A 24,287-nucleotide genomic window follows, 5' to 3' on the forward strand; every position below is an offset into this window, starting at 1 on the left:
TTTGGTTTATGCAGGGATGTGCAATGGACATCAGCGTTTTATAGAGCCCGATTTAGACCGTTGGGTGATGAGGTTATGCAAAAAATGGCCGGTGTAAATCAAGCCAGTTCCATCTCCCTCAGCAATCTTGTATCCAGCCCGAACCGCTCCTGGGAAACCATCCTGAACTGCCCCTCCGCCAATTCGCAGCTCACCAGCAGATTCCACGAGTGCCGGGTTGCCGCCGAGGGGATCAGTACAAACGGATGCTCTGCCAATAACGCCTCGGCGAACAGTTGTTGATTGGGGGAAGGCTTGGCGGGGCTCAACCAATATGGATTCGGCACATCCTCCGGCTGGACGATTTTCACTTTTGCTTCGCTGACGACCTCAAAACACGTGAGCACATAAGGTTCACGGTCCAGCGCATCAAAGCTGTGATTGGCTGCCACCTCCAGAATGGCCGACGACGGATCGACTGATGCATAAACGACTCGCCGCCCAGGTATGTTCCATCGGCCACCATTGAGATTCGAACCCATCCCGCTGTCCCACGTCCCGCCGTAAATCTCGGGGTCCAGCCGCCAGGCATACCACTGCTCGTCCCAGGGCAAGGGATTCATGTGTAAACCCCGTATATCAGCTGCCCCAGATACTGCTCCACCATCTGAAACCCCAGTGAATGCCGGATAAACTCCGCGGGTACGCGTCCGTTCAGGTAGGTGCTGGGTTTGCGCAGCCATTCCTCGGCCCGTGACTGGCGTCCGAAGGCGCGAATGGCCTTTTCCAGTACCAACGCATATTGGTAGGCAACGACGCTCTGCTGAGGGTCAAGCCGTACCGTTTTACCTTCCTTCAGTAATCGCCGTACGGTGCTGACCGACTTGCCGGTGATGCGTTTGACCATATCGCCTTGCAGATAAAGCTCGGAGGTTGAAAGCATGTTGACGACATCGTTCAGCTCAAAACCTTCGTCGGTCAGGTCAACAATCAGAAAGGCGTCGTCGCCTATGTTCCGGCCATGGACGAGCAAGTCGACAGGTCTGCCCTCGGCCCTCTTCACCCCCGTAAGCCGGGGTACCTTGACGCTGGGCATCGCGACATCCTCCATGAGGCATCTGGCACGATCGGTGCGCCATTGAAGGCGTTGGGAATAAGCAGGCGTTTCGTATTCGAGGTGGGGAGTTCGCATAATCCATCCGTTATCAGAGGCCTGAGCGTCCAAGCCGTTTACGACTTCAATGTCAGCTCCGATGCTATAGATCGCGCTTCCGACGACCAACCTGAGAATGTCGTCGGAAATATCCCCGTTTCTGCGAAAAAATCTCCCGTTTCCGTAGGACGTTACTCACGCATACCGTGTGCTCAACTGCCGAAGTGATAACTCACATCCAGCCACCACTGCCGCCCGTACGGGTCGTAGTTGCCGGTCGGGTAATACGGCCAGCCAGCCGAGTCATCGTGCTTGATCTGGTTGAGCACGTTGTTCACGGTCAGGCCGACGCTGGCGCGGACGTTGAGTTTGTAGCGGGCGCTGGCGTTGAACACCGTCCATGGCGAGAGACGCCCGTCACCCGCGCCGTTGGTCACGGAGCCGTAACGAATGCCCATCAGCGTCGCCGTGGCCTTCTGGTAATCCCAGGTCAAACTGGCGTTGACCTTGCTGCGCCAGTCGTAATTGGTCCGCGATGTGCGCCAGTCCTGGGTCGGCGCCTCGTCCGACTCTTTATAGAAATGCGAAAGCACCAGGGTATAGCCCAGCGCCGAACTGAACGCGCCGTACTGGCCGGCGCCCCAGCGGATGTTGCTCTTGAAGTCCAGACCACTGACCCGCTCGCTGGCGGCGTTGATCGCATTGACCCGCACTCGCTGCAACTGATTGGGATCAATCGCGGCATTGCCCGGGTTGCGATCGATGCGCGCCAGGGTCGACTGGCAGTTGGCCGAGTTGATGTCCTGGGTGCCGTTGCGGCATTCATTCTCTTGCTGCAACAGGCGGTTTTCGTCGACGGTGGTCAGCAGGTCGTCGATCTCTACACGCCAGAAATCGGTGGAGAAATCGAAATTGCGCGACGGCGACCAGACAAACCCATAGGTCCAGGACTTGCCGCGTTCGGACTCAAGATCCGGGGTGCCGCTCTGGGTGTAGTCGACCCGCCCACGATCACACGCGCCCTGCACGCCCTGGCTGCAACCGTAGTAGTCGATCTGCGCCGGGTAGTAACCGTTGCTGTCGGACTGGTAGATGTAATTCAGATCCGGCGCGCGGAAACTGGTGCCGTAACTGCCACGCAGCAACAGGCTGGTGATCGGGCGCCACTCCAGGCCCAGGTTGTAGGTCTTCTGCTGCTCGCTGCGACCGCTGAATTTGTACTGATCCCAACGCCCGGCGGCGGTGGCCAGCACGGTATCGGTGACCGGAATGCTGAACTCGCCACCCGCCGCGTAGCGCTTGCGCGAACCACCGGAGCTTTGCGCCGGGCTCACGCCATAAAAGGTACCGTTATTCAGAGCGTCATCCGGGTCGACGCGATATTCCTGCTTGCCCGCTTCCAGCACGCCGGCGAATCCGACCGGGCCGGCCGGCAGGTCAAACAAGTCGCCATTGATCGAGGCGTTGTAGCTGGTGGAAACCGACTTGCTGCGCTGGGTCAGGTTGCTGCGAAACTGCTCCCACTCTTGTGGCGTCAGCGGGCGATCGAGGCGCGAGGCGTCCGGGGCGAATACCGGATAACCGCCACTCACGCCCAATTGCGGGCCGAGGTAGAAATCCTGAATCGATGACAGCGGCGTGTAGCGCGTGGTGCGAACACTGCGATATTCCGAGCGGTTGGCGGCCAGATCATAGCTCCAGCCGGTGTCGGCGATCTTGTCCGAGAGGCCGAGGGTGCCGGTCCACGAAGTGTCGGTCCACTTGCTGTTGTTGCTGGTACGGCCACCAATTTCCTCTTCACCGTAACGCCGATACCAGCGCTCGAGATTGCCGCTGTTCTGGTTGATGAAATCCGGTGAAGTGAAGGTCGGGCCACGGGTGTTGTTCTGGATGTGATCAAGGCCATACATCAAGTCGGCAAACACCTGACCGCTGTCGCTGAAGTGCCAGGTGCCGCGGGTGTAGCCGTCGTAGTTTTCCTTTTGCGTCTGAATGGTCCAGTAATCGTTGTACATCTGATCGGTGCGGCAACGGCCAGCGTTGTTCAACAGCTTGTTGTCGAAGGTGCCTTGATAGGCGCCGCAACCGGGGCCGAGGTAGCGGTTGTTGCTCAGGTCGCGACGGTAACCGACATCCGCCAGCGGGCCGCTCTGCATGAAGCCGCGATCGTCGGCCCAGATCGGATCGCGGTTGGTCAGCTCCAGACCGAACAGGCCGTCGAAGTCGCCCCAACTGCCGCCACCGCTGATTTGCAGGCGTTTATTGTCGCCACCGCCACGCTCGCTGGTGCCGCCCTTGAGATTGACGTCGACGCCATTGATCTGCTTCTTGAGGATGATATTGACCACCCCGGCAATCGCGTCCGAACCGTAGATCGCCGAGGCGCCGCTGCTGAGGATTTCGATGCGTTCGATGACCGCCGAGGGAATGTTCGCCAGGTTAGTGAAGTTGACCTTGCCGTCATAGGGCGTCGGGTAATCGGCGACGCGCCGGCCGTTGATCAGCACCAGCGTGTGGTTGGGGCCGAGGCCACGCAGGTTGATCGCACTGGCTGCCGGTTGCCAGGTGTTGCCGTAGTCCTCGCCTTGGGTCATGCCGGTGTTTTGCGTCTGCGTCGCCAGGGCGTCATAGACGTTCTTGTAGCCGCGCGCTTCCATCTCTTCGTGGGTGATGACGTTGACCGGGGTCGCGCCATCGCTTTGCGCGCGGGCAATTCGCGAGCCGGTGACGGTGACTTTTTCCATGCGGTAATCGGCGCTTGTGGCCGGGGCCACGGCACCGACTTTGGCCGCCACTGGCGTGCTCGCTGCGCCTTCGCGCACGCTCAGGCCCTGGGCACTTTGCTCGACTTGCAGGCCGCTGCCGAGCAAGGCCTTCTCGACGGCCTGACGCCCGCCCAACGCTCCGCGCACGGCACTGCTGCGTTTGCCTTGCACCAGATTCTGGCTGAAGGAAATCGGTACGCCGGTCTGGCGTGAGATGTCCAGCAAGACCTCGTCGAGCGGGCCGCTGGCGATGTCGAAGGTGTAGACCTGGGCCGCAGAATCCTGCGCATACACCGCGATCGGCCCCAGCCCCATCGCCAATGCGGCGGCTAGGGTCAGGCGCGGTAATTGTTGTTTGAATGAAATCATCAAGGGCTTCCCTGTTGAAGGCGTCTGCAGGGAATGAGCAGCGGGCCGGCGCTTTTTATAGGGCGGCGATTAGGCCAAGAAGTCATAAACCTATAACCGGACTCCACACACATCATGTAGGAGCTGCCGAAGGCTGCGATCTTTTGATTTTCGCTTTTAAAGATCAAAAGATCGCAGCCTGCGGCAGCTCCTACAGGGTGTTAGGTGGAATTGAGGGTTCGATGCTGACCCAGTAAGGGTTGTGCCAGGTGACGCGGATCGGCAGCGAGCGCTCCAGCAGTTGCAGGGTGCGGTCACTGTCATCGAGCGGATAGAGGCCGCTCAGGCGCAGATCGGCCACCTCGGGACTCAGGTGCAGAATGCCCCGGCGATAGCGGCGCAGGTTGTCGATCACTTCGCTCAGCGGTCGGTCGCGCACTTCCAGTCGACCTTGCACCCAGGCACTTTCCTGGCCGGTGCTGCGTTCCAGAGCCAGAATGTCCTGAGCGTTGAACAGCAGACTCTCCCCCGCCTCCACCACCTGCCGCGCACCGCCGGCGGTGATCACTTCGACCTGCGAGTGCAGCATCACCAGCCGCGTAGCATCGTCGCCCTGTTGCACCAGAAATTTCGTCCCTAGCGCCCGCATCCGCCCGTGTTCGGTCGCGACCACAAACGGCCGCGCAGGATCCCTGGCCACATCCACCAGCAACTCACCCGAGCGCAACGCCAACAAGCGTTGAGTCGCATCGAATTGCGCCACCACCCGCGTCCGCGCATTCAGACTCAGCGCACTGCCATCCTCGAGAGTGAAATCGCGCCGCTCGCCGGTGCCGGTCGCCAACTCCCCCGCTTCCGGCAGCCAGCCATAGCGGCGCCCGAGCAGACCGGCCAGCACAGCGATGCCGAGCACGCTCAAGCTGCCACTGACAAAGCGCCGCCGGCTCGACGGCGCATTCAGGCTGTGCAGCAGACTGTTGCGCGACAGCCCGCGCAAGGTCGGGCTGCGCAGCAGGTTAAGGCCGCCGCCCATTTGTTCAATGATCCGCTGATGGCGCGGATCAGCCGCGCGCCACACTTCGAACGCCGCACGCTCGCCAGCGCTGGCCTCGCCGGACTGCAACAGCGCCATCCACTGCGCCGCTTCATCGATCACCGCCTCGTCCGGCCTCATGCCTGCATCGCCTGATAGCAGCGTTTGAACGCCTCGACCATGTATTGCTGCACCCGACTGGTGGAAACCCCGAGCCGTTCGCCGATTTCGCTGTAGGTCAAACCGTCGAGCTGATGGTAGAGAAACGCGGCTTTGGCCTTGGCCGACAAGCCATTGAGCAAGCGATCGACCGCCAGTAACGCCTCGATCACCAACGCGCGTTCTTCCGGTGATGGATGCACCGGTTCCGGCGCCAGCGCCAAGCTTTCCAGATAAGCACGTTCCAGGTCCTGGCGGCGCCAGCCTTCATAGACCAACCGCCGGGCGATGGTGGTCAGCAGCGCCCTGGGTTCGCGAATCGCGCTCGGGTCCGGCAAGGCCAGCACCCGTAAAAAGGTTTCCGAGGCGATGTCCTGTGCGCTGTGCGGGCAACCCAGTGTGCGGCCAACGGCAGCGCACAGCCAGCGATAGTCCTTTTGGAACATTTGCCCAATCATCCGGTAATGCGGGTTTTGAACATCCCCCATGCCTTGCTCCCTGAAACGGGTCCCACCCGCTGCGAAAAACCATCGTTCTGCCGGGATCGTCCGGCTCTTGATCAGGCGCGACTGTGCAATAGCGATGCGTACATTTGAAGTAATTAAAAATCAGGACAATCAAACCTTTGAGAATAAGGCGTTCCGTCGCTGCAGAAATATTGACTGACACAACGTTGACCCCGATCAGTTGCCAGCGCGCAAGCACTGACTAATCTGCGCGCTCCATCGAGCGCCAAGGACGGCTCACCGGGAGCCCGCGGCTATCCCTTCAAGGAAGAAAACCATGCGATCACTGAAGATTATTCTGCTGTCATCGGCCTTCAACGGCCTGACTCAACGCGCCTGGCTGGAACTGCGTCAGGCCGGGCACTCGCCCAGCGTCGTGGTGTTCACCGACGAGGCGTCGGTGTGCGAACAGATCGAACACAGCGGCGCCGATCTGGTGATCTGCCCGTTCCTCAAGGATCGTGTGCCGCATGCACTGTGGAGCAATGCGCGGCGCCCGGTGGTGATCATTCACCCGGGCATCGTCGGCGATCGTGGCGCCAGCGCCCTGGACTGGGCGATCACCAACGAACTGACGCGCTGGGGCGTGACCGCCCTGCAAGCGGTGGAAGAAATGGACGCCGGCCCAGTGTGGGCCACCTGCGAATTCAATCTGCCGTCGGGTTTGCGCAAGTCCGAGCTGTACAACGGTCGGGTCAGCGATGCGGCGATTCGCTGCATTCGCGAAGTGGTCGAGAAATTCATCGACGGCGTGCAACCGGTGGCGCTGGATTACACCGACCCCAAAGTACGCGGCCGCTTGCAGCCGAACATGAAGCAGGATGACCGCACCTTCAGCTGGCACGACTGCTCGCGCTTCATCAAACGCTGCATCGACGCCGCGGACGGCCAGCCCGGGGTCCTGGCGAGTCTGGCCGGCGGGCAGTATTACGTGTACGACGCGCACCTTGATCAGCGCACCGGCATTCCCGGCCAGATCCTCGCCGTGCATGACGACGCGGTGCTGGTCGCGACCGGCGATCACAGCCTGTGGATCGGCTCGCTGCGGCGCAAACCACTGCCCGGCGAAGAGACCTTCAAGCAACCGGCGCGGCATGTGCTGGCCGGGCAACTGGACGGCGTGCCGACCCTCGACTGGTCGATCGCCAGCGAGCCGTTCAACGACGAGGCGTATCAGCCGATCCGCTACCGCGAATCCGGGCATGTCGGGGAACTGACGTTCGAGTTCTACAACGGCGCGATGAGCACCGAACAGTGTCAGCGCATGGTTGAAGCGCTGCGCTGGGCCAAGTCCCGTGACACTCGGGTGCTGCTGATCAAGGGCGGACGCGGCAGCTTTTCCAACGGTGTGCACCTGAATGTGATCCAAGCGGCGCAGGACCCGGGTGCTGAAGCCTGGGCGAATATTCAGGCGATCGACGATGTCTGCGCCGAACTGCTCAGCGCGCGGCAACTGGTGGTCAGCGGCGTGACCGGCAATGCCGGGGCAGGCGGCGTGATGCTGGCGCTGGCTGCCGACATCGTGTTTGCCCGTGCCGACATCGTGCTCAATCCGCATTACAAAAGCATGGGCCTGTATGGCTCGGAATACTGGACCTACAGCCTGCCCCGCGCCGTCGGCCCGGCGATGGCCGAGCAACTGACCCAGGCCTGCCTGCCGGTCAGTGCCACGCAGGCGCTGCAACTGGGCATGGTCCAGGAAATCGGCCCGCGCTGCCCGGATGAGTTTTCGCTGTGGCTGCTGCAGCGGGCCAACGCAACGCTGAACGATCCGACCTACGCTGCCGTGCGTGAACGCAAGTTGCGCGTGGATCAGGTGCTGATCGAGCAATGCCGGGAAAACGAGCTGCAGGAAATGCAGGAAGACATGGTCTACAACCGCAACCAGTTTGCCGAGAAGTGCAGTAACTTCGTCTACAAGCGCAAAGCCTGCGGCACACCGGCGCGATTGGTGGAAGACTGGGCGCGGGTGCGTTCGACCGAGTTGGCCAGTTGATTTTGCGGTGACTGCCTTCCCCTCACCCTGGCCCTCTCCCAAGGGAGAGGGAACTGACCAAAGTGTCTGGCGCCCCGCATCGACCTGAAATATCTCGGTCGATTATGGATTCAACGCTGATCGCTCAAGTCGGTGTATTTCTTCAATATCCCCCAATCAGCCCCCTCTCCCAAGGGAGAGGAAACTGACCAAAGTGTCTGGCGCCCCGCATCGACCTGGAATATCTCGGCCGATTATGGATTCAACGCTGATCGCTCAAGTCGGTGTACTTCTTCAATATCCCCCAATCAGTCCCCTCTCCCTCCGGGAGAGGGTTAGGGTGAGGGGCTTTTGCCTTTACAATGCCCGCACCTCAGACATCGGCCCGCCCATGGACATCGACCTCGCCCGCACCTTTCTGGAAATCGTTCGCCACGGCAGCCTCGCGGCGGCGGCGCAGAAGTTGTTCGTCACGCAGACGGCGATCACCGCCCGGGTGCAGAAACTCGAAAGTCAGCTGGGCAGTACGCTGTTCGTGCGCAACCGCGCCGGGGCAAAGCTGACCGCCAATGGCGAGGCCTTCGTGGTCTACGCCAATCAACTGGTGCAGACCTGGGAAGCCGCGCGGCGCGACCTGCCGTTGCTGGACGGCTATCACAACGTGCTGCACATCGGCGGCGAAGTCAGCCTGTGCAACCCGTTGATGCTCAGCTGGGCCGCCGAACTGCGCGAAAAGATCCCCGGCCACGCCCTGCGCATGGAAATCCGCGACGGTGAAAACCTGTTGCGCCAACTCGAACTCGGCGTGCTCGATGCTGCGCTCGTCTATCAGCCGGAATACTGGCCCGGCCTGCAGGTCGAGCAGGTGCTGGAAGAAAAACTGATTCTGGTGCGTGCACCGAACCGTCCGGATCCCTACGTCTACATCGACTGGGGGCCGGATTTCCGTCGTCAGCACGACGCCGCCCTGCCGGACAAGGCCAAAGCTGCGCTGAGTTTCAACCTCGGCCCGCTGGCCCTGCAATACATCCTCGAACATGGCGGTAGCGGCTACTTCCGTACCCGTGTGGTGCGCAGCTATCTGGAAAGCGGCGCACTGGAAGCGGTGAGCAAAGCCCCGGAATTCGGTTATCCAACCTATCTGGTGTACGCCCGCGAGCGCGACTCGGCGACGCTGCAACAGGCGTTCGATCTGCTGCGCCAGGTGATCGCCACCGATGACGACTGGTCGCAACGCTGGAACCCGTTGAGCTGAGTCGGCCGCTTTACACCGGAGCATGGCGCAAGTGCCGCCAAGGTGCGGCCTGCACAAACGACCGAATCGGCTAATCTGCCGGGTATAACAACAATACCCGCAGGTGAACGCAGTGAGGCAGACCACCGAGGCATTCCGCAGCCGCTACCGTGCGGCCATTCATCCGCTGTACAACCCGTGGTTGCACGGCGCCTTCGTGCTGCTGTTCGGCGTACTCGCGATCGGCGCTTTCTGGAGCAGCGCGCATCAGGTGCAGCCGCTGGAATGGCTGAGCGTGCCGCTGACCCTGCTGTTGTTCAACTTTGGCGTGTACATGGTCCATCGCCATCTCGGCCACCACAAAAAGACCTTCGCCAAGCTGTTCTATGCGCGGCATGCCGGCGACCATCACAGCTTTTTCACCCCCGGCCACATGACGTATGACGGCGCCCGCGACTGGCGGGTGATTCTGTTTCCGGCCTGGCTGATCGTCGTGCATACACTGGTTTTCACCCTGCCGCTGTGGTGGCTGCTCGCGCAGTTCAACGCCAATGTCGCCGGGCTGTTCGGCGGCTGCATGGTCCTGGGTTATCTGACCTACGAGGTGTTTCACGCTTGCGAGCATCTGCCACCGCACAACCTGCTGACCCGCTTGCCATGGATCCGCCAGATGCGTCATCTGCACGAACTGCACCATCGTCGCGAATGCATGCAGGAGCGTAATTTCAATATCGTTTTCCCGCTGATGGACTACCTGTTCGGCACCCTGTACTGGGAGCCGCAACCCGCCCCGTTGCGCTATTCGAGATCGCCCATGACCCGCATGCAGCACCAGATCGATATCGCCGGCGAACCGATCGCCGTGCTTCGCTACGCCGCCAGCGTCAACCACTGGCCCGAGTGGCACCCCTCGTCGCTGAAAATCGACGGTCCGCAAGGCCCGCTGCATGCCGGCGCGCGTTTCGAAGAAGACATTCATGCCGGCGGGCGCGCCGGCCATTTGCGCTGGGAGGTCACCGAGTATCTGCCCGGCCGCCGCTGGTGCGCCCGGGCGCGGGGCGATCATGGTTTGTCGCTGCTGTTGACCTACGAGTGCGCGGCGCAAGACGACGGCACGCGGTTCGTGCGCACCCTGGATTACCGGTTCGATGGCCTTGGCATGCGCCTGGCCAATCTGCTGCTGCTCAAGCGCCGCATCGAACGTGAATCGGCGACCTCGATGCAGGCCCTGCGCGACATGGCGCTCAGGCACCTGACGCTGATGGGGCACCTTTCATGAAGCGTCTGCTGTTATTGCTGGTGATCCTCGTCATCGCGTTTCTGCTGCTGATGCCGACCAAGGTGCAGCCGGTGGCGTGGAAACCGCCAGCGGCGCCGTCACTGAACGAAGGGGTCTACGCGGAAAACCAGCGGCTCAAGGCCGTCGAACAGGTTGGCCCGAGCAACATCGACGGCCCCGAAGCACTGCTGCTGGAGGGCGATTACCTGATCACTGGCCTGCATGACGGGCGACTGATCCGCACCAGCCTCGATGGCAAGGAGCGCAAGGTGCTGAGCGACACTGGTGGCCGGCCGCTGGGCCTGGCGCGGCATCCCAACGGTTTGCTGGTGATCGCCGACGGGGTCAAGGGTTTGCTCTCGCTCGATGCCCAGGGTCAGTTGATTCCGCTGACCACCGAGGCCAATGGCCTGCCTTTCGGTTTTACCGACGATGTGGCGATCGACAAGTCCGGGCACTACGCCTATTTCAGCGATGCCAGCAGCCGTTGGGGCTACGGCCATGACGGTGAGGCGATCATTGAACATGGCGCTGACGGTCGCCTGCTGCGCTATGACTTCCAGACCGGCAAGACCAGCGTGCTGCTGGACAAACTGCAGTTTGCCAACGGCGTGACCCTCGGCCCGGATGACGCTTATGTGCTGGTCAACGAAACCGGCGCCTACCGCATCAGTCGTTACTGGCTGACGGGGCCCAAGGCCGGCACCCATGACCTGTTCATCGACAACCTGCCCGGCCTGCCGGACAACCTCGCGTTCAATGGCAGCAACCGCTTCTGGGTTGCGCTGTACGCGCCGCGCAGTGCCTTGCTCGATGGCACCGCCGGGCATCCGCTGGTGCGCAAGATGATCGTGCGCGCGCTGACGGTGCTGCCAAAACCGGTGGAGAAACGCGGGTTCGTCCTGGGGCTGGATCTTCAGGGCAAGGTGATCGCCAATCTGCAGGACGCCAGCAGCGGCAATTACTCGCCGATCACCACAGCGCGCGAGTATGGGGACTGGTTGTATCTGGGGTCGCTGAAGGCTACGCACATGGCGCGGTTGCCGTTGGCTGATGCATTGAAGTGAGTCCGCTGGATGTGTGCTGGAATGACTGACGCCATCGCTGGCAAGCCAGCTCCCACAGGGATTTGCGGGTATCCGTTATCTGTCGGCTCACCCAAAATTTTGTGGGAGCTGGCTTGCCAGCGATAGCGGACTATCAGTTGCCCGATCTGTCGAACTTGTCCGGATCTTCGTCTTCAGGAAGATCCTCATCCGGCTCTTCGGGAAAAGTGGTGGTGTGTGCCGGGCTGTTGGGTTCCGGATGCGTGGGCACCGGGTCGAAACCGCCCTGCTCTTCACTGGGGAATCTGGGTTTGTTCATGGGGCACCTCGCAAAGAGTCGCTGAGTGAAGACTCTGTACATTCGAGGTGCCGGTCGGGGGCTGCGTTCAGTCATTTCACCATTGTGAAGCGGTGAAGCGACTGACGGTCAGGATCGAGCCTGTAACTGCGCGACGATCTTGTCTTTGACCTGCAAGCGTTTCTCTTTGAGTTTCTTCAGGGTGTCATCGCTGGGTGCATCCGAGGTCGCCGTCTCGGCCTTGACTACTTCGGCGTCCGCCTGGGAATACTTGTTGATCAGTGCATCCAGAAATGGATCCTCGGTGCGTTTTTGCTGGACCTCTTCCTTCGTTAGCTTCAAATCCTGATACAGGTCATGAGTCACCGGCATGGAACACCTCCGTCAGTTGATCGGCAACCAACGCGACCGATTGCGCTGGCAGTTATCAGAATGGCCTTGGTCGGGCCGTTCTGTCGACCACCTGTCAGACCAGCGGTGGCCGTTCGTCGCCCTGTCGGAAACGCGATCAAACCTTTTTCCGCTGCGCTCCCTCCATTGCATAACGTCAACAAAAACCTGTGTGGAGATACATCAATGGACGGATTCAACCTGCGTCATCTCGTTCTGGCTGTCGCGCTGAGCAGCGGCATGGGCAGTGCCTTCGCCGCCACCTCGAACGACTTCGTCGACAACGCCGCTGCCGGTGGCATCGCGGAGATCGAGACCAGTCGCCTTGCCTTGGAAAAAAGTCAGTCGGCCGACATCAAGGCGTTCGCCAACATGATGATCACCGACCACAGCAAGGCCAACGATGAGCTGGCCAGCATTGCCAAGGCCAATGACATCGAGGTCCCGGACACCACCACCCTGGTCAAGCAGGCCAAGGAAAAGATCCTCGACATGCGCGATGAGTCCTTCGACGCGGCCTACGCCAACAACCAGGTCAAGGCCCACGAAGAAACCATCGAGCTGTTCAAGAAAGAAGCCAACACCGTGACCGACGACAAAGTCAAAGGCGCCCCCGAACTGAAGGCCTTTGCACAGAAAATGCTCCCGGCGCTGGAAAAACACCTGACCGCGGCCAAAGAGCTGCAAGCCAAGCACCCGAGCAAGTAACCCGGGCGCTGTATAGCAAAAGGCCGCATTGATAAATGCGGCCTTTTGTCGTTTCAGCGCGATCAACCGCCGTCAGTATCGATGTCGGCATCGGTTTCTTCACCGGGCTTCGGACGATCGGGCTCAGGTTCGAAACCGGGGCTGAACTCGTTGTCGTTGTCGGTGTGTTTGTTCTTTTGATCCACCACCGGATCGGCGCTCTGCGCCTGCTCGGTGCCACCCGTGGGTTGCGTTGGCGGACTCTGTCCCGGCACTTGCGGGTCGATGGCCGGGTCGTTGCGGTTGATCGGCTCTGTACCCTGGTTCTGTTGTTGCTTGGTTTGCTCGTTCATGGCTACCTCGTTTTTCACTACCGGCGCGACTCAAACCCGCCAGCCTTGTATATTCGAAGCCGCTACGGTGCCAACGTTCAAAACATCGCTGAGTTCAGGGGCGCCGACTAGAGTTATCGGGGCATTCCTTGCGCCGGATCAAAAGTATCCCTGAGCAACCGATCAACTATTTCGAACGGCAAAGGTCACTGACTTCGCACCGGTCACTTTTTACAGAACCGGCCCCAATACGCTACGGAGCAACAGGAACATGGCAGCACTGCAGAACAGCACATTCGATGCGATGAAAAACAAACAACCACAACTGCTGAGCGAATGGATCAACGGCCTGGAAGCCAGCGGCGCCACCCGCAATCTCAAAGACCATGACCTGCAACAACAGACCAGCGAATTCCTGCAACTGGTGATCAATGGTCTGCAGGATGACAACGGCACCAACATCAATGCGCCGGGTTGGGAAGCCACCCGCCAGTTCCTCGAAAAGCTCTCCCACAGCCGTGCCCAGCTCGGTCAGGATTCGCAACAGACTGCCAGTTTCATCTTCGCCCTGAAGGGCCCGCTGTTTGCCCTGCTGCAAGCGCACTATAAAGAACAGCCAGCGCTGCTCGCCGAACAACTCTGGGAAATTTCCGAACTGTTCGACGCCTTCGGCATGCACACCATCCGCACCTTCCAGAAGTCGCGTGAAGCGGTGATCAAACGCCAACAGGAAGAACTGCTGGAGCTCTCCACGCCGGTGGTCAAACTGTGGGACGGCGTCCTGGCGCTGCCGATGATCGGCACCCTCGATTCGCAACGCACCCAAGTGGTGATGGAGTCCTTGCTGCAACGCATCGTCGACACCGGTTCGGAAATCGCCATCATCGACATCACCGGCGTACCGACCGTCGACACCCTGGTCGCGCAGCACCTGCTGAAAACCGTGACCGCGATTCGTCTGATGGGTGCCGATTGCATCATCAGCGGCGTGCGTCCGCAAATCGCTCAGACCATCGTCCACCTGGGCCTCGACCTGCAGGGCGTGGTGACCAAGGCCAATCTGGCCGACGCGCTGAAGCTTGCCCTCACCCGCCTGGGCATCAGCCTCGGCAAAGCGGTCTAAGCCGATGGAACGTATCCCGATTCTCCAAATGGGCAAGTTCCTGCTGGTGACCATTCAGGTCGACATGCATGACCAACTCGCCCTCACGTTGCAGGACGACTTGTCCGAGCGCATCAGCAACACTTCGGCTCGCGGTGTGCTGATCGATATCTCGGCGCTGGACATGGTCGACTCGTTCATTGGCCGGATGATCAGCACCATCTCCGGGCTGTCGAAAATCATGGACGCCGAAACCATGCTGGTCGGCATGCAACCCGCCGTGGCGATCACCCTGGTCGAACTCGGTTTGACCCTGCCGGGTGTCAGCACCGCACTGAACGTCGAGCGCGGGATGAAACTGCTGCAGGAACGAGTAGACCGGCAATGACCGTACGCAGCAGCGGTACTCAACCCATCCATATCGAGCAGGATGTCGTGCTCGCACGCCAGACCGCCCGCAAACTCGCCACCGAATGCGGGATGCGCCTTATCGACCTGACCAAAATGGTCACGGCGGTCAGCGAGCTGGCCCGCAACACCATGGTGTACGGTGGCGGCGGCGACATGGACTGGCAGATTCTCGATGAAGATCACAAGGTCGGTCTGCGCCTGACGTTCCGTGACGAAGGCCCCGGTATTGCCGATATCAAACTGGCGATGACCGACGGCTGGACCTCCGGCAGCGGTATGGGCCTGGGCCTGACCGGGGCAAAACGCCTGGTCGAGGAGTTCGAACTGGACACCGCGCCGGGCAAGGGCACGCGAATAACGATCACCCGATGGACATGAATATCGCAGGGTCACTGACCCAGGTGCTGCTGATCGAAGACAGCAGCCAGATCGGCCATGCCCGGCGCACCGCGCAACGGCTCGCCGAGCAACACGGTTTTGATGCAACCGATGCCGGGCGGGTGGCGCTGGTCGCCACCGAACTGGCCAGCAACGTGCTCAAGCATGCCGGTCGCGGCGAATTTCATCTGCGGCTGCTGCCGCGCCCAGGCGGGTTCGGCATCGAGATGCTCGCGGTCGATCGCGCCCAGGGCTTTGATCTGGACGCGTGCCTGACCGATGGTTTTTCCACCGGTGGCACCCAGGGTATCGGACTGGGCGCTGTGGCGCGTCAGACCGAAGTCTTCGACGTGCATGCCGACGCCCGTGGCGCGGTGCTGCTGGCGCGTTTGTATCCGCGCGGCGACCGCCAACCGGACTTGCGCTTCGGCGTCAGCCAGCATTCGCTGCATAACGACCCAGCGTGCGGCGATACCTGGCACCTGGCGTACAACGGCGCGAATGTCAGTGCGCTGATCATCGACGGCCTCGGCCACGGTGAGGATGCCGAACGCGCGGCCAAGGCCGGCGAGCGGGTGTTCGCCCAGACCCCGTTCGCCAGTCCGGTGCTGCTGATGGAGGATATGCACCGCGACATGATCGGCAGCCGTGGCGGCGCCGCCGCGTTCGCCCAGTTCAATGCCGCCCGCGACGGGCTGACCTTTACTGGCGTGGGCAACATCGGCGCCAGCCTGCTCACCGCCGACAAGTCGCGCGGGCTGGCCTCGCACCCTGGCATCGTCGGCGGTCAATACCGAAAAGCCCAGCCCTTTGACTATGCTCACGTGAACGGACATCTATTGATCATGTACAGCGACGGCCTGCAGTCCCGTTGGAATCTTCAAGACTACCCCGGTCTGGTGCACCGCCATCCTGCCGTGATAGCCAGCGTCCTGCACCGTGACTTCTGTCGCGGGCGCGACGATGTAACCGTGCTGGTCGTTGCCCTGGAGGCCGCCCATGGCTGAGTCGCCAAGCCTGAATGCCGCCGAACAGGCTGCGCTGATCGCCCGATTGCAGAGCGAGACCGCCGCCCTGCGCGCAGAACTCGACGAGACCAACCAGGGCGTGCTGGCGCTCTACGCCGAACTCGACACCCAGGCGGAAGAACTGAGGCAGGCTTCGGACCTGAAAAGCCGCTTTCTGTCGTACATGAGCCATGAGTTCCGCACACCGCTCGGCTCGATCCTCAGCATCAACAGCTTGCTGGCCGATGAGCTCGACGGCCCGCTCAGCCCCGAGCAGCACAAGCAGGTGGCGTTCGTCAGCAGCGCCGCGCGTGAACTCAGCGACATGGTCGATGACTTGCTCGATCTGGCGAAGATCGAAGCCGGGCGGATCACTATTTCCCCGGCATGGTTCGACATGTTCGACCTGTTCTCCGCCCTGCGCGGGATGTTCCGGCCGATCGTCGATGCATCGGCGGTGGACCTGATCTTCGAAGAGCCGGTCGGCCTGCCACGCCTGTACACCGACGACAAAAAACTCGGGCAGATTCTGCGCAACTTCATTTCCAACTCGCTGAAATTCACCACCCGCGGTGAAGTGCGGGTTTCGGCGCGCCTGGAAGGCTCGGACAAAGTACGTTTTGCTGTCAGCGACACCGGTATCGGTATCGCGCCGGAGCTGCACGGTGCATTGTTCGAGGACTTCTCCCAGGTCGACTCGCCGCTGCAGAAACGTCTGCGTGGGACCGGCCTTGGCTTGTCCTTGTGCAAGCGCTTCGCTGCCCTGCTCGGCGGCGAGGTCGGGATGGACAGCACACCGGGGGTCGGCTCGACCTTTTTCGTGATCATTCCGCTGGCGCTCGCCTTGGAGAACGTCGATGAAACGTGACATCCGTCTATTGATCGTCGACGACAACGCCGCCACCCGCTACGCCTTGCGCCGGCGCCTGGAGCGCCATGACTACGAGGTGCTGGAGGCCGGCACCGGCAGCGAAGGCCTGGCTCTGATCGCGAGCGAGCCACTCGATGCGCTGATCCTCGACGTCAACCTGCCGGACATGAGCGGCTTCGACATCGTGCGTATCTTGCGTGCTGATGCACGCACCGCGCTGCTGCCGGTGATCCACGTGTCTGCCGCGTCGATCCAGACCGGCGACATCATCACCGGCCTGAACGCCGGGGCCGACGCCTACCTGATTCACCCGGTGGACCCGGACGTATTGCTGGCGACCCTGCGCACTCTGCTGCGGGTACGTGATACCGAAAACGCGCTGCGCGAGAGCGAGGCCCGCTTCCGCGAGATTTTCGTCAATGTCTCGGCGCCGATTGCCGTGCTTGATGCCAACCTGAAGGTGCACGAGTGCAACCACGCCTTCGCGCAGATGATTCAGGACAACCGTGCCCCGGAAACTCTCAGCGAGTGCTTTGACCAAGACCAGGGCGCGATCCTCAACGAGTTGCGCCTGCGGCTGGTCGATGGCGAGCGCTGGAAAGGCACGTTGAACATGCGCGTACAGGGCGAGATCCGCGAAACCGAGTGGCAGATTTCGCCATACCGCACACCGCAACTGAGCCTGGTATTCGTCGAAGACGTCACCGAACATCGCCACCGTGAGCGCTCGCACCTGGCACAGCTGGACGACACCACCACACAACTGGCCAAGGAAGTTGCCGAGCGGGTGCGTGCCGAATCGCAGTTGCTGCAAGTGCAGAAGATGGACGCCCTGGGCAAGCTCACCGGAGGCATTGCCCACGATTTCAACAATCTGCTGACCGGGATCATCACCAGCCTCGAACTGATCCAGAAACGCATGGCCGATGCGCGTCCGGACAAGGTGCAGTTCTACGCCGAAGCCGCACTGAATTCGGCGATGAGTGCGGCGTCCCTCACTCATCGTCTGCTGGCCTTCGCCCGCCAACAGCCACTGGATACCCGGCCGGTGGACATCAATGAGCAGGTGCGCTCGCTGGAAGAATTGCTGATGCGCACCATCGGCGAACGCATCACCCTCAAGCTTGAACTGACCAACAAACCGGCGATTGCCCTGGTCGACCCGGTACAGCTGGAAAGCGCTGTGCTGAATCTGGTCATCAATGCCCGGGATGCGCTGCCCCGAGGCGGCAATATCTGGGTCAACACCTATGCGGCGTATTCCCACGGCGACCCGAACATGGCCGATGGTGCGTATGTCGCGCTGTCGGTGCGCGATGACGGCACCGGTATCGAGCACAGTGTGATCGACAAGGTGTTCGACCCGTTCTTCACCACCAAACCGCTGGGCCAGGGTACGGGTCTGGGGTTGTCGACCATCTACGGCTTCGCCCGCCAGTCCGGTGGCGATGCACATATCCGCAGCGTGGCACGGCGTGGCACCGAAGTGACCATCATGCTGCCGGCGACGAACGACCCGACCGGCGCCGACATCCCGGCGCCGAAGGTGGATCCGCAGGGTGCCGGCGAGCATGTCCTGATTGTCGAGGACATGCCGGCAGTGCGTATGTTCGTCACCGAAGTGCTGGAAGACGCGGGTTACCGCTGCACGCAGGCGGCGGATATCGAAACCGCGCTGGAGCGCTTGCAGAATGACCCGACGATCGACCTGCTGCTGAGCGACGTCGGCCTGCCGCGCATGAGCGGCCGGGAACTGGCGGACGTGGCGCGGGGCTGGCGTGAAAGCCTGCCGATTCTGTTCATGACCGGTTATGCCGAGACCGCGATCAATCGCCAGGTGTTTCTCGGCAGTGGCATGGAAATGCTGGTCAAACCCTTCCAGATCAGCGAACTGCTGGACAAGGTCCGCCGCACGCTTGATGGCGCCTGACACACCGCCACCGCCAGCAGGCTCGCTCCCACAAGGTTTATACACACCCGATAACCTGTGGGAGCCGGGCTTGCCCGCGATGGCGTCGGTTCAGGCAGCATCTCATTGCCTGACACACCGCTATCGCTGGCAAGCCAGCTCCCACACGGGATCGGTGGTGATCACCAGCCTTCTGCACACCGCAGAACCTGTGGGAGCGGGCTTGCCCGCGATGGCGTCGGCACATTCAGCCTCTCATTGCCTGACATACTGCTATCGCTGGCAAGCCAGCTCCCACAAGGTTTTTGTTGATCACTAGTCTTGTGCACACCGCAAACCTGTGGGAGTTAGCCTGCTGGCGATGGGGCCAGTGGGATCGCCGCGGTTATTGGTTCAAGGCCCTGGCCAGAAACGGTGCCGTTCGGCTCTTCTTGCTCGCGGCAACTTTCTGCGGCGTGCCGGCGGCGACGATTTTGCCGCCCTGATCACCAGCCCCCGGGCCAATGTCGATCACCCAGTCACTCTGCGCCACCACGCGCATTTCATGTTCCACCACGATCACCGTGTGCCCGGCCGTGACCAGCGTATCCAGTTGTTCCAGCAGCCGATCGACGTCCCGCGGATGCAGCCCGGTAGTCGGTTCATCCAGCACATACAGGGTCGCGCCGCGCTGATTGCGCTGCAGCTCAGTGGCCAGTTTGATCCGTTGCGCCTCACCGCCCGACAACTCGGTGGCCGGTTGGCCGAGCCGCAGATAACCGAGGCCGATGTCACGCAGCACCTCCAGTGAACGGCGAATCCCCGGCTGCTCGTTGAACACTTCTACCGCCTCTTCCACGGTCAGTTGCAGCACCTGCGCAATGCTCAAGCCTTGCCACTCAATCGCCAGGGTCTGCGGGTTGTAACGCGCGCCATGACAGGTCGGGCACGGCGCATACACGCTCGGCATGAACAGCAACTCGACGCTGACAAAACCTTCACCCTCGCAGGTCGGGCAACGCCCCTTGGCGACGTTGAAGGAAAACTGCCCGGCGTCATACCCCGCCGCCCGCGCCTCGGGTGTGGCGGCGAACAGTTTGCGCACGTTGTCGAACAGCCCGGTGTAGGTCGCCAGATTCGAACGTGGCGTGCGGCCGATCGGCTTTTGATCGACCTGCACCAGACGTTTGATCGACTCCAGCCCCGCCGTCACCTGACCGCTGCTGGCCTGCGGCGTATCGTCTTCGAGGCTGAGCTCTTCCGGCTCGTCCTCAACCAGTGGCCGCCCAAGTTGCGCGCCGACCAGTTCGAGCAACGCCTGACTGACCAGACTCGACTTGCCCGAACCGGAAACCCCGGTCACCGAGGTGAAGCAGCCCAAGGGAAATTCAGCGCTGAGGTTGTGCAGGTTATTGCGGCTGATCCCGTCAAGTTTCAGCCACCCTGTCGGCTTGCGCGCAGTGCGGGTCTGCCGCTGCTCTTCAGCAAACAGATAAGCGCGGGTCTGCGATTCGTCGATCTCGGCCAGCCCGGCCGGAGGTCCGCTGTACAACACCTGTCCGCCCTTCTCACCCGCCGCCGGGCCGACGTCGATCAGCCAGTCGGCGCGGCGCATGGTTTCCAGATCGTGCTCGACTACAAACAGCGTGTTGCCGTCGGCCTTCAAGCGCTGCAAGGCTTCGAACAGCGCCTCGCCATCGGCCGGATGCAGACCGGCGGATGGCTCGTCGAGCACGTAGATCACGCCGAACAGTTGCGAGCCCAATTGCGTCGCCAGGCGCAGGCGCTGCAGCTCGCCAGAGGACAACGTCGGCGTGCTGCGCTCCAGCGCCAGATAACCGAGGCCCAGATCGGTCAGGGTGCTGACCCGCTCCAGCAAGTCCTCGGCAATCCGCTGCGCCGCCAGGCGTTTTTCCAGCGACAGGTTTGGCGTGTGGCGTACGTCCGGCGCACTGGCGTGGCCGCTGGCACCGTGGGCCACGCGCTGCTGGCGCGCCTCGCGGGTTTGCGCATGGCTGAGGGTTTCGCCGCTTTCTTCGGCCTGCTGCAGATAGGTCGCCGCAGCCACGGGTTTCAATACTTCGGCCACTTGCAGCAGTGGCATCTGCGACAGTTCACCGATGTCGTAACCGGCAAAGGTCACCGACAACGCTTCACGCTTCAGGCGTTTGCCGTCGCACAACGGGCACGGGCTGCCGAGCATGAATTGCGAAACGCGCTTCTTCATCAGCGCACTTTGCGAGTGGGTAAAGGTGTGCAGGATGTAGCGGCGGGCACCGGTGAAGGTGCCCTGATAACTCGGTTCCATCTTGCGCTTGAGGGCGACCCGGGTTTCCTCCGGGGTCAGCCCGGCGTACACCGGCACGGTCGGGGTTTCTTCGGTGAACAGAATCCAGTCACGCTGCTTTTTCGGCAGTTTCTTCCAGGGGATATCGACGTCGATGCCCATGGTCACGAGGATGTCGCGCAGGTTCTGCCCCTGCCACGCCAGCGGCCAGGAGGCCACGGCGCGTTGGCGGATGGTCAGGTTCGGATCGGGCACCATCAGCGCCTCGGTCACCTCGTAGACCCGGCCCAGACCGTGGCACTCCGGGCACGCGCCTTGCGGGGTGTTCGGCGAAAAATCCTCGGCATAGAGCATCGGCTGCCCCGGTGGATAACTGCCGGCGCGGGAATAGAGCATGCGGATCAGGCTCGACAAGGTGGTCACGCTGCCCACCGACGAACGCGTGCTCGGCGTACCCCGCTGCTGTTGCAGGGCCACGGCGGGTGGCAGGCCTTCGATGGAATCGACATCCGGCACCCCGACCTGATCGATCAGTCGCCGCGCATACGGCGCGACCGACTCGAAATAACGCCGCTGGGCTTCGGCGTACAACGTTGAAAACGCAAGCGACGACTTGCCCGAACCCGAAACCCCGGTGAACACCACCAGCGCGTCGCGAGGGATATCGACGTCGACATTTTTCAGATTGTGTTCCCGGGCGCCACGCACCCGAACCATGCCGGCGGGTGCTTTGGAATTACGCTTGGAAGTCATTGGGCGGTCCCTGCAGAAAAATTAGGAGCGAAGTTGAACCCTGTGGTGAGGGGATTTATCCCCGATCGGCGGCGCAGCCGGCGCAGTCACTGCAAATCCCATATAGCTGTAAAAATGCTGGGGAGTGCTGCGCACTCCATCGGGGATAAATCCCCTCGCCACAGGGAATCAGGCGCTCAGCACCGAGCGAATCATCTGCAACAACGCCTCCGGGCCATACGGTTTGCCGAGCAAGTGCGTGTCCGGGCTCAACTGGTGGTTGCGTGAAATGATGTCGCGGGTGTGGCCGGAGGTGAACAGCACCGCCACCGGTGGTGTCTGCACCTTGGCCCAGGCTGCCAGATCAGAACTCTTGATCAGCCCCGGCATCACCACATCGGTGAAAATCAGATCCACTTGCGCGCCGTCCAGCAGCAACTGCATTGCCACGTCGCCATTGCTCGCAGTCAGTACGCGGTAGCCTTCCTCGCGCAGCAACTCCACTGCCGAGGCGCGCACCGCGTCGTTGTCTTCAACCACCAGAATGGTTTCGTGGCCGCCGCCCTGTTGCAGGTCGACGCTCGGCGTCTCATCGAGAACCGGACGCAGGCTGCGCGGAAAGTACAGTTGCACCCGCGTGCCTTCGCCCACGGTGCTGTCGATCTCGACGTGGCCACCACTCTGTTTGACGAAGCCGAACACCATGCTCAGACCGAGCCCTGTGCCCTGTCCGTCGGCCTTGGTGGTGAAGAATGGCTCAAACACTTGCTCGAGCATTTGCGGCGCAATACCGACGCCAGTATCGCCGACCACCACCCGCACGAAATCGCCGGCGACGATGCCTTTGCCCGCGCAAAAAGTGCTGTCCAGCCGAGTATTAATGGCACTGAGAACAATCGTGCCCTCGCCTTTCATCGCGTCCCGGGCGTTGATCGCCAGATTGAGAATGGCGTTTTCCAGTTGATTGCGGTCGACGTTGATATGCCACGGCTCTTGCGGCAGTTGCACGTCGATCTGAATGGTTTCGCCCAACGCGCGCTGCAGCAATTCGCCGACGCCGTCGAAGATTTGCCGCGGATCGCACACCGCCGGTGACAACGGCTGGCGCCGGGCAAAAGCGAGCAGTTGCGACGACAGCTTGGCGCCGCGCTCGACCGCTGCCAGCGAGGCGCTGACCCGGCGTTGCACGTTGGCATTGTCCGGCTCATGCCGCGCCAGCAAATGCAGGTTGCCGGCAATTACCTGCAGCAGGTTGTTGAAATCGTGGGCCACGCCGCCGGTCAGTCCGCCGATGGCTTCAAGCTTCTGCGACTGGCGCAGTTGCTCTTCCGCCGCCAGCCGGGCATCCACTTCACTGGCCACCCGCTGCTCCAGGTTGCGCGTGAATTTGAGCAGGGATTCTTCGGCGATCTTGCGTTCATGGATGTCGATCAACACCCCGGGGAAACGGAGCGGCGCGCCTTGCTCGTCAAACTCGCATGCGCCACTGGCAAGCACCCACATATAGCTGCCGTCGGCCCGCAACACGCGGTACTCGGCGTTGTACGGCTCGCCGGTCTGCAGCGAATGACTGACCCGATCATGCACCCACGCCAGGTCGTCCGGGTGAATCCGCGACTCAGTCAAGGATTGCGGCAGGTTGCTCAGATCCTGCTCCGGCGGATAGCAAAAGGTCCGGGCGAAACGCTCATCGGCCGACAGCACATTGTTCTTCACGTCCCAGACAAACGAGCCAAGCAAGGCCCCGGCATTCAGCGCTAGACGCACCCGTTCGTTGTCGGCCCGATAAGCGTCTTCTGCCGCCTGACGCAGGCGCTCGGAACGCACCAACTCGGTGGTCTCGACCACCATCGCCATCACTCCGGAAGGCACCCCGTCATCGTTGGCCACCGGGCTGTAATACAGATCCATCCAGACATCTTCGGGCACGCCATCGCGCAACAGCACCAGTTCCTTGTTGCGGTACGACAACGTGCCGCCCGCCAGACAGGTGTCGACCACATGCCGGTTGAACTCGGCGACTTCCGGCCAGCCCAGCTCCACCGGCACCCCCAACAGATAGGGGTGGCGGCCACCGGCAAACTGCGAGTAGGCGTCGTTGTAGATCATGTAGCCGGCGTGGCCCCAGAGCATGACCATCGGCAACGGCGAGGCCAGCATCAATTGCACGGCACTGCACAGGCTGGCAGGCCAGGTGTCGAGCGGGCCGAGTTCGGTCTGACGCCAGTCGAACGCACAAATGCGCCCGGCCATCTCGCCTTTCCAGCCTTCACAACCGTAGCTATCGGATAAAAACTGCATCGATTGACTCGGTGTCCTTTGGTGTTTGCCCGATACATCGCAACGGCCGAACGCCGCGACGCCCGTCTGTTTCGAGCCTCATCGGCCGTAATGGTTTCATTAGAGGTATAGCCGATTTCAAACCAG

21 protein-coding genes are annotated in these 24,287 nt (G+C 61.7%); 11 read left to right on the forward strand and 10 right to left on the reverse strand.

Annotated elements, in window-relative coordinates:
* Positions 1-98: 98 nt before the first annotated feature.
* The 5 genes from JN524_RS02715 to JN524_RS02735 all read right to left on the reverse strand — a co-directional run bounded on the left by JN524_RS02715 (position 99) and on the right by JN524_RS02735 (position 5,925).
* Positions 99-602 (reverse strand): RES family NAD+ phosphorylase, encoded by a 504-nt coding sequence (locus JN524_RS02715; protein ID WP_202368375.1) that lies wholly within the window; start codon positions 600-602, stop codon positions 99-101.
* Positions 599-1,075, reverse strand: a complete 477-nt coding sequence (locus JN524_RS02720; protein WP_202368376.1) for an MbcA/ParS/Xre antitoxin family protein — start codon at positions 1,073-1,075, stop codon at positions 599-601. The genes JN524_RS02715 and JN524_RS02720 overlap by 4 nt, the downstream gene beginning before the upstream one ends.
* Positions 1,076-1,344: 269 nt before the next feature.
* Positions 1,345-4,266, reverse strand: a complete 2,922-nt coding sequence (locus tag JN524_RS02725) for a TonB-dependent receptor (RefSeq protein WP_202368377.1) — start codon at positions 4,264-4,266, stop codon at positions 1,345-1,347.
* Positions 4,267-4,456: 190 nt separating this feature from the next.
* Positions 4,457-5,419 carry a FecR domain-containing protein gene (locus JN524_RS02730; RefSeq protein WP_202368378.1) on the reverse strand — a complete coding sequence of 321 codons (963 nt, stop codon included), beginning with the start codon at positions 5,417-5,419 and terminating at the stop codon, positions 4,457-4,459.
* Entirely contained in the window at positions 5,416-5,925 is a 510-nt protein-coding gene (locus JN524_RS02735; RefSeq protein WP_135295930.1) for a sigma-70 family RNA polymerase sigma factor, read from the reverse strand. Before JN524_RS02735 ends, JN524_RS02730 begins: the two co-directional genes overlap by 4 nt.
* Positions 5,926-6,220: 295 nt before the next feature.
* Here JN524_RS02735 and JN524_RS02740 point away from each other — a divergent pair, with 295 nt between their 5' ends.
* The 4 genes from JN524_RS02740 to JN524_RS02755 all read left to right on the forward strand — a co-directional run bounded on the left by JN524_RS02740 (position 6,221) and on the right by JN524_RS02755 (position 11,498).
* A complete protein-coding gene (locus tag JN524_RS02740) occupies positions 6,221-7,939 on the forward strand; it encodes a hydrogenase maturation protein (protein ID WP_202368379.1) in 1,719 nt (572 codons plus the stop codon).
* 370 nt (positions 7,940-8,309) lie between these two features.
* On the forward strand, positions 8,310-9,173 hold the full coding sequence (locus tag JN524_RS02745) for a LysR family transcriptional regulator (RefSeq protein WP_202368380.1): 864 nt from the start codon (positions 8,310-8,312) through the stop codon (positions 9,171-9,173).
* 112 nt (positions 9,174-9,285) lie between these two features.
* The gene (locus tag JN524_RS02750) at positions 9,286-10,431 is read left to right on the forward strand and encodes an SRPBCC family protein (RefSeq protein WP_202368381.1); all 1,146 of its coding nucleotides are present in this window, start codon (positions 9,286-9,288) and stop codon (positions 10,429-10,431) included.
* A complete protein-coding gene (locus tag JN524_RS02755; protein WP_202368382.1) occupies positions 10,428-11,498 on the forward strand; it encodes an SMP-30/gluconolactonase/LRE family protein in 1,071 nt (356 codons plus the stop codon). Before JN524_RS02750 ends, JN524_RS02755 begins: the two co-directional genes overlap by 4 nt.
* Positions 11,499-11,631: 133 nt before the next feature.
* Here the strand turns inward: JN524_RS02755 and JN524_RS02760 are convergent, their stop codons facing one another.
* Both JN524_RS02760 and JN524_RS02765 read right to left on the reverse strand, forming a co-directional pair.
* Positions 11,632-11,796 carry a hypothetical protein gene (locus JN524_RS02760; RefSeq protein WP_167734148.1) on the reverse strand — a complete coding sequence of 55 codons (165 nt, stop codon included), beginning with the start codon at positions 11,794-11,796 and terminating at the stop codon, positions 11,632-11,634.
* 108 nt (positions 11,797-11,904) lie between these two features.
* Entirely contained in the window at positions 11,905-12,147 is a 243-nt protein-coding gene (locus JN524_RS02765) for a DUF465 domain-containing protein (RefSeq protein ID WP_027613686.1), read from the reverse strand.
* A gap of 204 nt (positions 12,148-12,351) precedes the next feature.
* Between JN524_RS02765 and JN524_RS02770 the strand changes: the two genes are divergently transcribed.
* Positions 12,352-12,873, forward strand: a complete 522-nt coding sequence (locus JN524_RS02770) for a DUF4142 domain-containing protein (RefSeq protein WP_097087254.1) — start codon at positions 12,352-12,354, stop codon at positions 12,871-12,873.
* Between the two features lie 62 nt (positions 12,874-12,935).
* On the opposite strand, the gene JN524_RS02775 is transcribed toward JN524_RS02770, so the two are convergent.
* Positions 12,936-13,205 carry a hypothetical protein gene (locus JN524_RS02775; RefSeq protein ID WP_202368383.1) on the reverse strand — a complete coding sequence of 90 codons (270 nt, stop codon included), beginning with the start codon at positions 13,203-13,205 and terminating at the stop codon, positions 12,936-12,938.
* Positions 13,206-13,455: 250 nt separating this feature from the next.
* On the opposite strand from JN524_RS02775, the gene JN524_RS02780 reads away from it, so the two are divergent.
* The 6 genes from JN524_RS02780 to JN524_RS02805 are packed head-to-tail and all read left to right on the forward strand — an operon-like array spanning position 13,456 to position 18,883.
* Positions 13,456-14,307, forward strand: a complete 852-nt coding sequence (locus JN524_RS02780) for an STAS domain-containing protein (protein ID WP_095136271.1) — start codon at positions 13,456-13,458, stop codon at positions 14,305-14,307.
* 4 nt (positions 14,308-14,311) lie between these two features.
* Positions 14,312-14,674 (forward strand): STAS domain-containing protein, encoded by a 363-nt coding sequence (locus JN524_RS02785; RefSeq protein WP_095136273.1) that lies wholly within the window; start codon positions 14,312-14,314, stop codon positions 14,672-14,674.
* Complete coding sequence (locus tag JN524_RS02790) at positions 14,671-15,075, forward strand: anti-sigma regulatory factor (RefSeq protein WP_027613681.1); 405 nt, start codon at positions 14,671-14,673, stop codon at positions 15,073-15,075. The genes JN524_RS02785 and JN524_RS02790 overlap by 4 nt, the downstream gene beginning before the upstream one ends.
* Positions 15,072-16,082: an ATP-binding protein gene (locus tag JN524_RS02795; RefSeq protein ID WP_202368575.1), complete on the forward strand. Its 1,011-nt coding sequence runs from the start codon at positions 15,072-15,074 to the stop codon at positions 16,080-16,082. Before JN524_RS02790 ends, JN524_RS02795 begins: the two co-directional genes overlap by 4 nt.
* Complete coding sequence (locus JN524_RS02800) at positions 16,075-16,950, forward strand: sensor histidine kinase (protein WP_202368384.1); 876 nt, start codon at positions 16,075-16,077, stop codon at positions 16,948-16,950. Before JN524_RS02795 ends, JN524_RS02800 begins: the two co-directional genes overlap by 8 nt.
* Complete coding sequence (locus JN524_RS02805) at positions 16,940-18,883, forward strand: response regulator (protein WP_202368385.1); 1,944 nt, start codon at positions 16,940-16,942, stop codon at positions 18,881-18,883. The genes JN524_RS02800 and JN524_RS02805 overlap by 11 nt, the downstream gene beginning before the upstream one ends.
* 364 nt (positions 18,884-19,247) lie before the next feature.
* On the opposite strand, the gene JN524_RS02810 is transcribed toward JN524_RS02805, so the two are convergent.
* Together JN524_RS02810 and JN524_RS02815 are read right to left on the reverse strand one after the other, a co-directional pair.
* Positions 19,248-21,881 carry an excinuclease ABC subunit UvrA gene (locus JN524_RS02810; RefSeq protein ID WP_202368386.1) on the reverse strand — a complete coding sequence of 878 codons (2,634 nt, stop codon included), beginning with the start codon at positions 21,879-21,881 and terminating at the stop codon, positions 19,248-19,250.
* Between the two features lie 168 nt (positions 21,882-22,049).
* Positions 22,050-24,161, reverse strand: a complete 2,112-nt coding sequence (locus JN524_RS02815; RefSeq protein WP_202368387.1) for a hybrid sensor histidine kinase/response regulator — start codon at positions 24,159-24,161, stop codon at positions 22,050-22,052.
* Positions 24,162-24,287 lie beyond the last annotated feature (126 nt).

This window comes from Pseudomonas sp. MWU318 (assembly GCF_016756945.1).
In the GTDB taxonomy this organism is placed as follows: Bacteria; Pseudomonadota; Gammaproteobacteria; order Pseudomonadales; family Pseudomonadaceae; genus Aquipseudomonas; species Aquipseudomonas putida_A.